This window comes from Streptomyces sp. NPDC093598, from assembly GCF_044764825.1.
Classification (GTDB): Bacteria; Actinomycetota; Actinomycetes; order Streptomycetales; family Streptomycetaceae; genus Streptomyces.
Genome location: NZ_JBIWIV010000007.1, coordinates 45,358 through 59,261, shown reverse-complemented (window position 1 = coordinate 59,261; position 13,904 = coordinate 45,358). Strand labels below are relative to the sequence as shown.

The 13,904-nt window shown below is 70.1% G+C and carries 10 protein-coding genes and 2 pseudogenes; 4 read left to right on the top strand and 8 right to left on the bottom strand.

From position 1 onward, the window contains the following. Positions 1-201: 201 nt before the first annotated feature. Together ACIRDU_RS21865 and ACIRDU_RS21860 are read left to right on the top strand one after the other, a co-directional pair. Positions 202-5,400 (top strand): family 43 glycosylhydrolase, encoded by a 5,199-nt coding sequence (locus ACIRDU_RS21865; RefSeq protein ID WP_403581846.1) that lies wholly within the window; start codon positions 202-204, stop codon positions 5,398-5,400. A gap of 137 nt (positions 5,401-5,537) precedes the next feature. Beyond that, positions 5,538-5,951: a hypothetical protein gene (locus tag ACIRDU_RS21860; RefSeq protein WP_403581844.1), complete on the top strand. Its 414-nt coding sequence runs from the start codon at positions 5,538-5,540 to the stop codon at positions 5,949-5,951. Positions 5,952-5,977: 26 nt separating this feature from the next. Here ACIRDU_RS21860 and ACIRDU_RS21855 read toward each other — a convergent pair. The 6 genes and pseudogenes from ACIRDU_RS21855 to ACIRDU_RS21830 all read right to left on the bottom strand — a co-directional run. Continuing rightward, positions 5,978-6,320 (bottom strand): annotated as a pseudogene (locus tag ACIRDU_RS21855) (transposase family protein); the annotation flags it as partial. A 135-nt stretch (positions 6,321-6,455) separates the two neighbouring features. Further along, positions 6,456-7,973 carry an aldehyde dehydrogenase gene (adh, locus tag ACIRDU_RS21850; protein ID WP_403581842.1) on the bottom strand — a complete coding sequence of 506 codons (1,518 nt, stop codon included), beginning with the start codon at positions 7,971-7,973 and terminating at the stop codon, positions 6,456-6,458. A 114-nt stretch (positions 7,974-8,087) separates the two neighbouring features. After that, on the bottom strand, positions 8,088-8,612 hold the full coding sequence (locus ACIRDU_RS21845; RefSeq protein ID WP_403581841.1) for a transcriptional regulator: 525 nt from the start codon (positions 8,610-8,612) through the stop codon (positions 8,088-8,090). A gap of 1,347 nt (positions 8,613-9,959) precedes the next feature. Continuing rightward, positions 9,960-10,448 (bottom strand): hypothetical protein, encoded by a 489-nt coding sequence (locus ACIRDU_RS21840; RefSeq protein ID WP_403582213.1) that lies wholly within the window; start codon positions 10,446-10,448, stop codon positions 9,960-9,962. Between the two features lie 233 nt (positions 10,449-10,681). After that, positions 10,682-11,431, bottom strand: coding sequence for a dihydrodipicolinate synthase family protein (locus ACIRDU_RS21835; RefSeq protein WP_403581840.1), 750 nt, complete (start codon positions 11,429-11,431; stop codon positions 10,682-10,684). A 27-nt stretch (positions 11,432-11,458) separates the two neighbouring features. Next, a complete protein-coding gene (locus ACIRDU_RS21830; protein WP_403581838.1) occupies positions 11,459-11,968 on the bottom strand; it encodes a carbohydrate ABC transporter permease in 510 nt (169 codons plus the stop codon). On the opposite strand from ACIRDU_RS21830, the gene ACIRDU_RS21825 reads away from it, so the two are divergent. Then, positions 11,967-12,095, top strand: coding sequence for a hypothetical protein (locus ACIRDU_RS21825; RefSeq protein WP_403581836.1), 129 nt, complete (start codon positions 11,967-11,969; stop codon positions 12,093-12,095). The genes ACIRDU_RS21830 and ACIRDU_RS21825 overlap by 2 nt on opposite strands. A 93-nt stretch (positions 12,096-12,188) precedes the next feature. Here the strand turns inward: ACIRDU_RS21825 and ACIRDU_RS21820 are convergent. Then, a pseudogene (locus ACIRDU_RS21820) lies at positions 12,189-12,440 on the bottom strand (sugar ABC transporter substrate-binding protein); the annotation flags it as partial. A 181-nt stretch (positions 12,441-12,621) separates the two neighbouring features. Beyond that, a complete protein-coding gene (locus tag ACIRDU_RS21815; protein WP_403581835.1) occupies positions 12,622-13,005 on the bottom strand; it encodes a DUF5997 family protein in 384 nt (127 codons plus the stop codon). A 58-nt stretch (positions 13,006-13,063) separates the two neighbouring features. On the opposite strand from ACIRDU_RS21815, the gene ACIRDU_RS21810 reads away from it, so the two are divergent. Then, positions 13,064-13,846 (top strand): LysR family transcriptional regulator substrate-binding protein, encoded by a 783-nt coding sequence (locus ACIRDU_RS21810; protein ID WP_403581833.1) that lies wholly within the window; start codon positions 13,064-13,066, stop codon positions 13,844-13,846. Positions 13,847-13,904: the final 58 nt, after the last annotated feature.

Genomic DNA, 13,904 nt, shown 5'->3' with positions numbered 1-13,904 from the left:
AACGCCCGGCCTTGTTCGACCTGTCGGACATTGTTCGGAACCTCTTGACGCTGCCCCGGGCGCCGACTGAAACTCTCGCAACACACTTCACCTGCGTGCAACGGCAGGCCCACGGCAAGGACTTGCCGTCGCCTCGTCGGCTCCTCGTCTTTCCGTTCCGCCTTGTCCGTCACCAGCCATGCCTCAGCAGGGAACCTCGACATGACGCACGTCGCACGACTTCGCAGCCGCGTGAGACGTCGGGCGGGTCATCTCGCCGGACTGACCGCCGCGTCGATGCTGCTCACCCTCGCCGGACCCACCGCTTCCGCACAGACGGCCGAAGCCGCGGACCTCACCGACGGCCTGGCCCTGTGGTACAAGCTCGACGCCGGCTCCGGCGACACCGTGACCGACGCCTCCGGCAACGGCCGGAACGGCACGATCAGTGGCACCGCCGACTGGTCGGCATCCGGTCAGGGGCTCGCCTTCAACGGGTCGGACACCTACGTCAAGGTGCCGGACGACGTCATGAAGGGCATGAACTCGATCACCGTCTCCATGGACGTACTGATCGACTCCGCCCAGAGCACGCCCTACTTCCTCTACGGCTTCGGCAACACCAGCGCGGGCAACGGCAACGGATACCTGTTCACCACCGGCAACTCCTTCCGTACCTCCGTCGCGACGGGCAACTGGTCGACCGAGCAGACCACCAAGCCGTCCGACTCCCACAACCTGACCCGCGGGGTGTGGAAGCACATCACCTATGCCCAGACCGGCTCCACGGGCGTGCTCTACGAGGACGGCGTCGAGGTCGGCCGCAACACCTCCGTCACCACCACGCCCGGCGCCATCGGCTCCGGAACCACCAGGGCCAACTACATCGGCAAGTCCGTCTACGACGGCGACAAACTCTTCAAGGGCCGGATCCGCGACTTCCGTGTCTACGACCGGGCACTGGCCGGCTCGGAGGTCGAGCAGCTCTCCCTCCCGGTCGCCACCCAGGGCGTCGCCGACGACAAGGACGCCCTGAGCCTCGGTGACACCACCGGCGTCACCTCCGACCTGGACCTGCCCAGGACCGGCCCGGCCGGCGGCTCCGCCATCAGCTGGGACAGCGACAACCCGTCCGTGGTGTCCGACACCGGCAAGGTGACCCGCCCCGAGGCCGGCTCCCCGGACGGCCGCGCCACGCTCACGGCGACCCTGAAGAAGGGCACCGTGACCGGCACCAAGACCTTCGACGTCACGGTCCGGCCCGCGCTCGACGACGCCGCCGCCACCCGGCAGGCCGCCGAGGCGCTCACGGTCCACAACCTCGACGACGCACGCGGCAACCTCACCCTGCCCAGGAGCGGGGCCCTCGGCACGGCCGTCTCCTGGTCCTCCGCCAAGCCGGACGTCGTCTCCGCCGGCGGCGAGGTGCACCGGCCCGCGCACGGCCACGGCGACACCACCGTCGAGCTGACCGCCACCGTCACCAAGGGCGAGGCCGAGGCGACCCGCGTCATGACCGCCAAGGTGCCCGAACGGCCCGCCGAGGCGGCCCTCAAGGGCTACATGTTCAGCTACTTCACCGGCGAGGGCACCTCCGACGGCGAACAGCTGTACGCCGCCCTCAGCAAGGGCAACGACCCGCTGCACTGGCGCGAGCTGAACGACGGCAAGCCGGTCCTCACCTCCACGCTCGGCGAGAAGGGCCTGCGCGACCCGTTCATCATCCGCTCCCCGGAGGGCGACAAGTTCTACCAGATCGCCACCGACCTCAGGATCTACGGCAACGGCGACTGGGACGCCTCCCAGCGCACCGGCAGCAAGTCCATCATGGTCTGGGAGTCCACCGACCTGGTCCACTGGACGAACCAGCGCCTGGTCAAGGTCTCACCCGACAGCGCGGGCAACACCTGGGCGCCGGAGGCGTTCTACGACGCCGAGCGCGGTGAGTACGTCGTCTTCTGGGCGTCGAAGCTGTACGACAACGCCGACCACTCCGGCGACACGTACAACCGCATGATGTACGCCACGACCCGCGACTTCTACACCTTCAGCGAGCCCAAGGTCTGGATCGACCGCGGCTACTCGGTCATCGACTCCACGATGATCCGGCACGACGGCACGTACTACCGCCTGTCCAAGGACGAGCGGAACAACACCTCCTCCACCCCCAACAGCAAGTTCATCTTCCAGGAGAAGAGCGACTCGATCCTGAACCCGTCCTGGACGGCGGTCGCCGAGGGCATCGGCAAGGGCGCGATGAACGCCGCCGAGGGGCCGCTGGTGTTCAAGTCCAACACCGAGGAGAAGTGGTACGCGTTCCTCGACGAGTTCGGCGGCCGCGGCTACATCCCGTTCGAGACGACCGATCTCGACTCCGGCACCTGGACCCCCTCCACCGGCTACGACCTGCCCGCCAAACCCCGCCACGGCACCGTCCTGCCGGTCACCCAGGCCGAGTACGACCGGCTGCTGCGCGCCTACCAGCCCGACCAGATCGTGAAGAGCGTCGAGGACGTGTCGGTGAAGACCCGGGTCGGCGACGCCCCGGTCCTGCCGGCCACGGTGATCGCCGAGTACGCCGACGGCGTCAAGCGGCCCGTCGCGGTCACCTGGGAGGACGTACCGGCGTCGAAGTACGCCCAGGCCGGCACCTTCACGGTGGCCGGCAGCCTGCCGGACGGCGGCGCGATCCCGGTCCGGGCCGAGGTCACCGTGTCCGACGAGGGGCCGGACGTCCCGGCCGACCTGCTGCTGCACTACGACTTCGACGAGACCGGCGGCAGCATCGCCCGTGACTCCAGCGGGCACGGTCACCACGGCACCTATGTGCGGACCCCCGAGTTCGGCACCGGTGTCGAGGGCGGCTCGTTCACCATGTCCGGCGACTCCGCCTCGCCGTACGTGAAGATCCCGAACGGTGTGCTGAAGAACGCCGGCAGCGTGACGGTGTCGACATACGCCAAGTGGAAGGGCGGCAGCAGCTTCCAGTGGCTGTTCGGGCTCGGGCCCGACAGCGACAAGTACCTGTTCGCCACCCCGTCCAACGGCGGCTCCAGCCTCTACTCGGCCATCACCAAGGCGAGTTGGTCGGCGGAGTCGAAGCTCACGGCCGGCTCGCAGCTCACGCCCGGCCAGTGGCGGCACGTCACGGTGACGCTGGACGGCGCCACCGGCACGATGGTCCTGTACGCCGACGGTGTCGAGGCGGCCCGCACGACGACCACCATCAAACCGTCCGAGCTGTACGACGCGGCCAAGGACTACAGCGGCTACATCGGCCGCTCCCTGTACGCGGCCGACCCGTACTTCGGCGGCGAGGTCGACGACTTCCGCGTCTACGACCGTGCCCTCACGGGCACCGAGGTCATGCGACTCAGCGGCAACACCGCGGGCATCGCCAAGGTGACGCACCCGGCGCTCAAGGTCGACGCGCTCGTCGACAACGCGGCCGGCACGATCACCCTGCCGATGAAGGCGGGCACCGATCTCACCGCCCTGGCACCGGAGTTCACCCTCGCCGAGGGCGCGACGATCAGCCCCGCCTCCGGCAGCGTGCGCGACTTCACCAAGCCGGTGACGTACGAGGTCACCGGGTCGGACGGCGAGAAGCGCACCTGGAAGGTCTCGGCGCTGATCATGAAGACCCCGGTCCTGCCGGGTCTGAACGCCGACCCGAACATCGTGCGCTTCGGCGACACCTTCTACCTCTACCCGACGACCGACGGCTTCGAGGGCTGGAGCGGCACACAGTTCAAGGCGTACTCCTCCACGGACCTGGTCCACTGGAAGGACCACGGCGTCATCCTCGACCTGGGGCCGGACGTCAGCTGGGCGGACAGCCGGGCCTGGGCACCGGCGATGACCGAGAAGGACGGGAAGTACTACTTCTACTTCTGCGCCGACGCGAACATCGGCGTAGCCGTCTCCGACTCGCCCACCGGACCGTTCAAGGACGCCCTGGGCAAACCACTGCTGAAGGCCGGTGACTTCCGCGGCCAGATGATCGACCCGGCGGTCTTCACCGACGACGACGGCAAGCAGTACCTCTACTGGGGCAACGGCCGCGCCTACGTCGTCCCGCTCGGCGACGACATGACCTCCATCGACACCTCACAGGTCGAGGACATCACTCCGAGCGGCTACAACGAGGGCACCTTCATCATCAAGCGCAAGGGCACCTACTACTTCATGTGGTCGGAGAACGACACCCGGGACGAGAACTACCGCGTCGCCTACGCGACCGGCCCCTCGCCCACCGGCCCGTGGACCAAGCAGGGCGTCATCCTGGAGAAGGACCTGTCCCTCGGCATCAAGGGCCCGGGCCACCACTCCGTCGTCCACGTCCCGAACACCGACGACTGGTACATCGCCTACCACCGCTTCGCCATCCCCGGCGGCGACGGCACCCACCGCGAAACGACCATCGACAAGCTGGAGTTCGACTCCGACGGCCTGATCGAGAAGGTCGTCCCGACCCTCGGCGGCATCGACCCGGTCACCGTCGTCCACGCCGGGCCGGACACCACCGGCACCGAGGGTGAGGCGATCACGCTCGCCGGCACCGTCTCCGGGGCCGGCGCGCCCAAGTGGACCGTCCAGGACGGCACCCCGTGCACCGTCAAGGACCCCGCGGCGGCCCGGACGACCCTCACCTGCACCGACGACGGCACCTTCCAGGTCACCCTGACCGGCGGGCGCGGTGCCGACACCGCGACCGTCGAGGTCTCCAACGCCGCACCCTCCATCACGTCCGCCAAGGGCCCCGGCTCGCCCGTCCCGGTCGGCAAGGCCGCCGTCGTCACCGCGTCCTTCGACGACCCGGGCACAGCCGACCGCCACACCTGCGAGGTCGACTGGAAGGACGGCAGCCGGCCGACGGCCGGCACGGTCACCGACTCCGGCTGCCGCGCCGCACACGTCTACGACGACGCGGGCATCCACCGCCCGGTCGTCACCGTCACCGACGACGACGAGGGCACGGACACCACCATGCTCGCGGAGCTGATCGTCTACGACCGTGCCGCCGGGCCCGCTGCCGGCGCAGGCACGATCACCTCGCCGGCCGGTGCCTACCCGGCCGGGCCGGCGCTGACCGGAAAGGCGGCGTTCACCCTGGGCGCCCAGTACCGGAAGGGAGCCACCGTCCCCACCGGCAAGGCCACGTTCGTCTTCGGCGCCGCCCGGCTCACCTTCCGCTCGACCGGCTCCGACTGGCTCGTGGTGCACGGCTCCCAGGCCGTCTACCAGGGCACCGGAACGGTGGGCGGCAAGGGCGGCTACGCCTTCAGAGTCACCGCCACCGACGGCCCGGACACCTTCCGCATCAAGATCTGGAAGAAGTCCACCGGCGACGTCCTCTACGACAACAAGACCGGCGCCAGGACGAAGGGCGTCGTCACCATCAGTGGAACGCGGGGATGAGTTCGTTTGCCACGGCGGCGTCGAGCTTTCTCGTCCAGCTCGAAGGGCTGATCGCCGGGGCGCTCGGCCCTTCGAGCTGACGGCGGGGCCGGGCTCAGGCACCGACCGCTGCCCGGATCCGCTTTACCTTCTCCTCCGTGAAAACACCGCTGTTCAGGAGGAAGGGGATGGAGAGGACGCCACCGCTCGAACCCCAGCTGCCTTCCCCGACCACCCGGAAGGTGACCCACCAGGCCGGTGAGGGCTCCGGCAGCCCGCAAGCATCGGCCAGGGCGGCCAGGATCCGCTCGATGACCTTCCACGACGACCACTATGTGTGTGGCTTCGACATGTACATGTACACCTGGTCGCAGGAGATCACCGGCCCCGGCGCCGACCTCATCCGCGCTGATATCGATGCGGCCGGAATCCCGGAGCAGAGATTGAGGGACACGGCGCACCGTGCCTCTCTCGCCGTTCTGGAGCAGCGCTTCGAACTGGCGCTGCCGCGTGATCTGATCCTTGACGCGTCACTGCCCACTGCGCTCGTCAGAGGGCGTCAGCCGCGATGAGCCGTCCCCGTGATCGCAGGCGGTCCCCAGCGACCCCGGTAAGGCACCCGTACCGTTCCGTCGTTGTCCCCCCAGCACTCCACGCCGGGCCTCCTCCAGGGCGTCGATGATGCCGCGGGTACTCGCGGCCTTGATGTCGCGGACGGCTCCGGGGAGGGCGGGCGATGCCGACAGCAGCCGCCCTGCGAGTCGGCGAGGACCTGCACGTTCACGCCGTGCTTCGTGTGGTCACCGAAGTGGGGGGGGCCGGTCGACGGCGATTCGGTCGATCGGCAGCAGGGTGCGGTCCAGGATCACGAATGCCTTGGTGGCGGCTGTCTTCATCGCCTCGGTGAGGGTCGGGGTGTGGGCGCCCAGAACCTCGACGGCGCGGACAGCTTCCGGCCGGACCCGCACCTGGCTGCAGTACTGAAACTGGCCCGTGGCAGGTCTACTTGGGGCCCGAACTACCGTGTCGGGTTGCCTGGAGCACAACGGTGTCTCCAGGCAACCGACTTCAGGCTCCTAGAAGAAGCCCAGCTTCTTCGGCGCGTACGACACCAGCAGGTTCTTCGTCTGCTGGTAGTGGTCGAGCATCATCTTGTGGGTCTCGCGCCCTATCCCGGACTTCTTGTAGCCGCCGAACGCCGCGTGCGCCGGGTACGCGTGGTAGCAGTTGGTCCAGACCCGGCCCGCCTTGATCTCGCGGCCCAGGCGGTAGGCCGTGTTGCCGTCGCGGGTCCAGACGCCCGCGCCGAGGCCGTAGAGGGTGTCGTTGGCGATCTTCAGGGCCTCGTCGACCGAGTCGTACGTCGTGACCGAGACGACCGGGCCGAAGATCTCCTCCTGGAAGATGCGCATGTCGTTGGTGCCGCGGAAGATGGTCGGCTCGATGTAGTAGCCGCCCTCCAGGCCGGGCACCGCGCGGGGGTTGCCGCCCGTGACGACCTCGGCACCCTCCTTCCTGCCGATGTCGAGGTAGGAGAGGATCTTCTCGTACTGGTCGTTGCTCGCCTGCGCGCCGATCATCGTGGCCGGGTCCAGCGGGTCCCCGCCGACGATGGCCTCGGTGCGTTGGACGCAGCGGGCCATGAAGTCGTCGTAGATCGACGAGGGGATCAGGGCGCGGGACGGGCAGGTGCAGACCTCGCCCTGGTTCAAAGCGAACATCACGAAGCCCTCGACGGCCTTGTCCAGGAAGTCGTCGTCGGCGGCCATGACGTCGGGCAGGAAGATGTTCGGGCTCTTGCCGCCCAGTTCCAGGGTGACGGGGATGATGTTCTCGCTCGCGTACTGCATGATCAGGCGGCCGGTCGTCGTCTCGCCGGTGAACGCCACCTTCGCCACCCGCGGGCTGGACGCCAGCGGCTTGCCCGCCTCGACGCCGAAGCCGTTGACGACGTTGACCACGCCCGGCGGGAGCAGGTCGGCGATCAGGTCCATGACGTAGAGCAGGCTGACCGGGGTCTGCTCGGCCGGTTTGATGACGACGCAGTTGCCCGCGGCCAGCGCGGGTGCGAGCTTCCACGTGGCCATGAGGATCGGGAAGTTCCAGGGGATGATCTGGCCGACCACACCCAGCGGCTCGTGGAAGTGGTAGGCGACCGTGTCGGCGTCGATCTCCGCGATGCTGCCCTCCTGCGCGCGGACGACGCCGGCGAAGTACCGGAAATGGTCCACGGCCAGCGGGATGTCGGCGGCCAGGGTCTCGCGGACCGGCTTTCCGTTCTCCCACGTCTCGGCGACCGCGATCTTCTCCAGGTTCTGCTCGATGCGGTCCGCGATCCTGTTCAGGATGTTCGCGCGTTCCGTCGTGGACGTGCGGCCCCACTGGTCGGCAGCCCGGTGCGCGGCGTCCAGGGCGAGGTCGACGTCGGCCGCGGTGGAGCGGGCGACCTCGCAGAAGGCCTTGCCGGTCACGGGCGTCGGGTTCTCGAAGTAGCGGCCCTCGACAGGCGCTGTCCAGTCACCGTCGATGAAGTTGTCGTAGCGGCGGGCGAAGGTGACGATGCTGCCGTCGGTTCCTGGCTGCGCGTACACCATGGCGGCTCTCCTCGGTGAAGGGCGGTGCGGGCGGGTGACGGTCCGTGCCGTCGGGACAGCCCTCACTGTGCTCCCGGGAGGTTGGTGCGAGGTTGGCGGCGCGATGACGGTCCGTCAGTCTCGCAGGGCCGTTGTCAGCCGGCCCGCCGCGATCGCGCGGCGCGTGTCGTCCGGGCCGAGCAGGCGCAGCGCGTGCTCGTGGATCTCCGCGTCGTACGGGGCCCGTTCGCCGTAGCGCAGGGCGTGCTCCGCGCGCCTGCTCGCCAGCACCGCCTCACGTACCGCCACTTCGAGGCGGATCCGCCACTCCTCGACGCCGGGAGCCTCGGAGCGTGGGAGCAGCGGGCCGCCGTAGTGGCGCAGCGCGGTGTCCGTGTCGCCCTGCTCCAGCGCGCGCAGGACCTCCGCGGCATCGCAGGACACCGGGGCGGTGAGGGCGTAGTGGCGGGGGGAGATCGCGCCGCCCAGCGCCCGGCGCAGGTGGGAGATCTCCGCCTTGAAGGTGGATGACGTGACCGGCCGGTCGCCGTACAGGGCCGCACGCAGCCGCGCCGGGGAGAAGCCCTCCGGTTCGAGTGCGAGGAGGGTGAGGATCTCCATCTGGCGGGGCCGCAGGGGGAGGGGGCGTCCCTCGTGCACGGCTTGTTCGGAGCCCAGGCTCGTGAGCCGGCCGGGCCGGGCGGGACACCTCCGTCGTCAGGCGGGCCTCGATCGTCGACACCAGCGTGCGGACGGTGGACATGGCCAGGGGGTGCGAGCGGTCCCAGGTCGTGGACAGGTCCAGTACGCCGAGCACGCGGCCGTCCCGGCCGTGCACGGGTGCGCAGTAGCAGACCCAGCCGTGCAGGGCCGACACCAGATGCTCGGCCGAGAAGACGGAGCTGGGGCGGCCGGTGCGCAGGGCGAGGGACAGCGCGTTGGTGCCCATGGCCTGCTCGTCCCAGCGGCCGCCCGGCGCGAAGTTCACCCGCTCGGCCCGGCGGCGCATGGTCGGGCCGCCGCAGGTCCACAGGATGGTGCCGGACTCGTCGGTGACGGCGGTGACGAACCCGGCGTCCTCGGCGATGCTGTGCAGCTCCCCGGCGAGAGCGGAGACCGGCCGGTACAGCGGTGAGGACGTCCAGCGCTGGTGCACCTGGCCGCCGTCGGTGACCGGGGCGCTGTCCCGGCCCGGGTCCACACTGTCCAGCGAACGCGCCCAGGACTCGGTCACCTCGTGGCGCAGCGCCGCGGTGCCGCCCGGCCGCGCGCCCGGGGACCTCAGCCGCGGCACCCAGCGTGACCACTCGTGCTCCAGCACGGCCCTGCGCTGCCGGAGGTCAGGGCGCTGTGACATGGCCTCTCCCTGCCGTCGTACCGGGTTCTCGGCGTCAGGCCAGTGTGACCGGATGCGTCTGCCCCGGTCGAGAATCCCGTCGGACGCGAAGGAGATGTTTCTGAACGGACGACCGCCTGACTGGATGTTTGTCCGGTGCCCACGTGCCGCCGTACGGGTGACGGATTCACTCGACCCGACGGACGGGGTGCGGCCCGCGTACCACCGGTGCGCGACGCCGCGTTTCCCTGGCATGGACAGCACGGAGACGGCGCGGCGCCTTCCCGGGAACGCCGCCGCGCCCCGCTCGTACGCCGAACTCACCAGCGGATACGCGGGACATCCGCCGATCTACGCGGCCCTGGTCGCCGAGTGGGAGGCCAGAGGCCACACGGTCCCGGAGCACCGCGACGGCCAGTGGGTCTCCTTCGCCGCGCCGGCCGTGAGCGAGACCTGGAGCGCCGTCACCTCGTGGACCGCCGGCCGGCACATGGGCCCTGTCGTCCCCGGCGCCCCTCACCCAACCGGGGCCTCTCACCCAACCGGGGCCTCTCACCCAACCGGGGCCTCTCACCCGGCTGCCGGCCGGCACCCGGGTCCGGCCGCGCCCTCCGGTACCCGCCCTGCTGCCGGCCGCCACTCGGGGACGGCACCCTCGTCCGGCGCCCGCCTCACCAGCCGTCCGTCAGCACCGGCTCCGCGCTGACCGGCGCCAGCACCGCGAGGGTGCCGCTGGCCTCCCGCAGGGCCGATTCGAGCGTGCCGGCCGTGTGCAGGGTGCCGGTTCCGTCCGGCGGGACGAGCCACTCCAGACGCCCGGCGGGCCGGTACGGCGGCGGCACGGCGACCCAGGAACCCCGGCCGACGTGCCGCACACCGAAGCCGACCCACTCGCTGACCGGGTCCGGCGGCAGGAAGAACCCCACTCTTCGTGCGGCGCAGTCCACGAGGGTGGGGCCGGGCACCTTCAGCGGGTCGCGCCACAGGATGTCCAGTGCGAGGAGGCCGAGCCGGTCGGGCACGCTGAGCACGTCCCAGTACCGCCCGGCCTCCACGAGCACCGTTCCCGCGCCGTAGTCCCACTCCCGCTTGCACTCCTTGGGGTCCGTGGCGGCTGCGGCGAGCCACTCGACGGCTTGCTTCCACATGACGCTCTGCATGGCCACCCCAGGCACAGTCGGCGGCGCCGCGGTCGGGCGCGCGCTGGACACCAGCCGACGACCCGCGGGGTTCCGCGTGCCGCCCGGCCGTAGCCATGCTCGTAGATATTTCTACGCGCCGGAAGGGGTGGCGTGGCCTGGCGTTTGGGTCGGCCACGTCCCGGTCGAAAGAGGGCGTTCGACGGTGCGTCCCGTAACGCTGCGATCAACTTCACGCACGTCACGCACGCTTGTCACCAGCGGGGGAGCCTCAGCTGGTACTCCGGCCGGAACCGCCGCATGTAGCCGGTGTCGTCCCGGCTGCGCATGCCCGAGTCGACGTATCGCCGGTGCAGGCGCTCCAGCCGGTCGTGGTCGAGCTCGACACCCAGCCCCGGCCCGGTGACCACCATGACCTCCCCGTCGCGCAGCTCCAGCGCGCCCGGCACGATCACGTCGTCCGCGAAGTTCCACGGGTAGTGCGTGTCGCAGGAGTGGTCGAGGTTGGGGATGACCGCGGCGACATGGGTCATCGCGGCGAGGCTGATGCCCAGATGCGAGTTGGAGTGCATCGACAGGGCGAGCCCGAACGCCTCGCACACGGCAGCCAGTTCACGCGTGCGGCGCAGCCCGCCCCAGTAGTGGTGGTCGGTGAGCAGGACCTGGATCGCGTCCTGCTCGACGGCCGGCCTCAGATGCTCCCAGGCGATCACGGCACCGGCGCGTCCGACCCGTGCGGCCTGGTCCCGGGCGACCGGCGTGGGACCGCCGGCCGCCGCGAGGACCGGCACTCGTCCGGCCGTTGTCGTGACGGCGACCCGGGTGGCCCGTTCGATCTCCTCGGTCGACAGCGCGTGGAACTCGCCGGTGCCGCAGGCGACGAACACACCTCCCGCCCCCGCGGCGACACCCGACTCGACGTGCTGGGCCAGCCGTTCCTCGTTCAGTGAACCGTCCGCCGCGAACGGCGTGACCGGGAAGAACAGCACTCCGTGGAACTTCATGTCTCCCTCAAACATGGGGGTGGGTGGTCAGCCCTTGGTGGCCCCGGCGGCGATGCCGGTGACCAGCGAGCGCTGGAGGAGCAGATGGGCGATCAGGCTGGGGACGAGGGCGATGACCGCACCGGCCAGCACCACGCCGGAGCCGACCTCGGGGTCGGTGCGCAGGACGGACAGGGCGACGGTGACCGTGTAGTCGGTGGGGTCCTTGGCGGCGATCAGGGGCAGGAGGTACTGGTCCCAGACCATGATGAAGCCGAGCACCCCGGCCACACCGAGCGCGGGCTTGCACAGCGGCAGCACGACCTGCCACAGCATCCGCAGTTCGCCCACGCCGTCGATCCGGGCGGCCTCCTCTATCTCGGTGGGGATGTCCTTCATGAACTCCGTCAGCAGCATCACCGAGAAGCCCCAGGCGCCGAGCGGCAGGATCACGCCCCAGACCGTGCCCTTCAGGTCGACGCCGACCAGGGGCACATGCCCGAGGACCAGGGAGAGCGGGATGGCGATGACCTCCTCGGGGAGCATCATCGTCAGCATGAACAGGGTCAGGATCAGCGCCTGCCCGCGGAACCTGTGCCGGGCCAGGGCGTACGCGGCGAGGGTGCAGACGGCGAGCTGGAGCAGCAGTCCGCCGCCCGCGATGACCAGGGAGTTGCCGAAGTAGTCCCAGATGCCCCGCTCGCCCGCGACCTCGAAGTTCAGCAGGGTCGGGTGCTGCGGGAGGAACGACAGGGTCGAACCGCTGGCCTTCTCGCTGCGAGGCCGGGGTGACCGGCTTGAGCAGGCCCTGGGCCTGGTAGCTCCCCATCAGGGCGGTGTCGTTGATCATGACGTCCGGCAGGTCCTTGACGGACGCGCGGCTCTGCAACTGCTGGTCGAAGTTCATGACCGGCTGGTAGTCCATCTTGATGCCGGTCTTCTTGGTGAAGGCGGCGAACACACGGTCGTAGGTCTGGGCGGACTCCGGATCGCTCCGGGTCCACACCTCCAGCGTGTGGTCCGTTCGCATTCGTGAATCCGCTTCACGGAGTTAGATGATCGGCCAAGCTGCGGGTCGTTTCCTCGCCATGTCAAGACATGGTCGAAAGATTTCACCGACGCCACACGACGCCCAGGGACACCCGGGAAACAGCGACGGCCCCCACCGGATCATCCGGTGGGGGCCGTCCGAAAAACGAGGGGTGCTGGGGTCAGGCCTGACGTTCGGCGTTCTTCTTCTTGATCCGCTCCGCCTCTTTGCGGACCTCCGCCTGGGTGGCGCGTTCCCGCTCCAGCCACTCGGGGCCCTCCTGCTTCAGCGCCTCGATCTGCTCGGTGGTGAGGGGCTCGGTGACGCCCGCCCGGGCAAGTCCCGCGATGGAGACGCCGAGCTTCGCGGCGACCACGGGCCGGGGGTGCGGGCCGTTGCGCCGCAGGTCCTGAAGCCATTGCGGCGGATTCGCCTGGAGCTCGTTCAGCTCGGCGCGCGAGACGACACCCTCCCGGAATTCGGCGGGTGTGGCCTCGAGGTACACACCCAGCTTCTTCGCCGCGGTGGCGGGCTTCATCGTCTGGGTGCTCTGGTGCGACGTCATGGCCCCCAGGGTATCGAGCGTGTGCACGACGGCTGACCACGGCCGGTAACCTGGCGAGGTGACAGGCTCGGATGCAACCCCCTCGTTCCGGCTCGCCTACGTCCCCGGGGTGATGCCCGACAAGTGGGTGCGCATCTGGAACGAGCGGCAGCCCGGTGTCCCGCTGATCCTCACGCAGGTGCCCGCCGGAGCGGCCGCCGAGCGGCTGCTGGGCGGGGACGCCGACGCGGGCCTCGTCCGCACACCCGTGGACCGCACGGTCTTCAGCGCGATCCCCCTCTACACCGAGCAGACGGTCGTCGTGGTGCCCAAGGACCATTTGGTCACGGCCGTCGACGAGGTGGCGCCGGAAGACCTGGCCGACGACATCGTGCTCCATCCCCTCGACGACGTTCTCGACTGGGAGAGCCTGCCCGGGCGGCCCGCCCTCGAACGGCCCGCCACCACGGCCGACGCCGTCGAACTGGTCGCGGCGGGCATCGGAGTCCTCGTCGTCCCGCTGTCGCTCGCCCGCCTGCACCACCGCAAGGACCTCACCCACCGGCCCCTCAGGGACGCCCCCGAGTCGAGCGTGGCCCTGGCCTGGCCCGAGGACCAAAAGACGGACCTGGTCGAGGACTTCATCGGCATCGTCCGCGGCCGCACGGTCAACAGCACCCGGGGCCGTCAGCAGCCTCCGGCGCGGGGTGAGTCCGCGGATGCGGACCGGGGCGGCGCCCGACGGAAGCCGATGCCCGGAAAGTCGGCGGCCGGAAGGTCCGCCGGGGCGAAGCGGACCGGGAAGAGCGGGCGCGGCGCTCCCAAGGGCGACCGGCGCGGCAAGCCCCGCCGTCGTTCGTAGGACCGGGGCCGCGACGTGGGCGGGGGCCGCAACCGGACCGCGGCCCCCCGCGATCTCG

Excerpts from the sequence above, each read along its gene's own strand:
- ACIRDU_RS21825 (WP_403581836.1), top strand. The coding sequence starts at position 11,967 with ATGAACAGGGTCAGGATCAGCGCCTGCCCGCGGAACCTGTGCCGGGCC.
- ACIRDU_RS21830 (WP_403581838.1), bottom strand. The coding sequence starts at position 11,968 with ATGCTGACGATGATGCTCCCCGAGGAGGTCATCGCCATCCCGCTCTCC.
- adh (WP_403581842.1), bottom strand. The coding sequence starts at position 7,973 with ATGGTGTACGCGCAGCCAGGAACCGACGGCAGCATCGTCACCTTCGCC.
- ACIRDU_RS21815 (WP_403581835.1), bottom strand. The coding sequence starts at position 13,005 with ATGACGTCGCACCAGAGCACCCAGACGATGAAGCCCGCCACCGCGGCG.
- ACIRDU_RS21840 (WP_403582213.1), bottom strand. The coding sequence starts at position 10,448 with ATGCAGAGCGTCATGTGGAAGCAAGCCGTCGAGTGGCTCGCCGCAGCC.
- ACIRDU_RS21835 (WP_403581840.1), bottom strand. The coding sequence starts at position 11,431 with ATGAAGTTCCACGGAGTGCTGTTCTTCCCGGTCACGCCGTTCGCGGCG.
- ACIRDU_RS21865 (WP_403581846.1), top strand. The coding sequence starts at position 202 with ATGACGCACGTCGCACGACTTCGCAGCCGCGTGAGACGTCGGGCGGGT.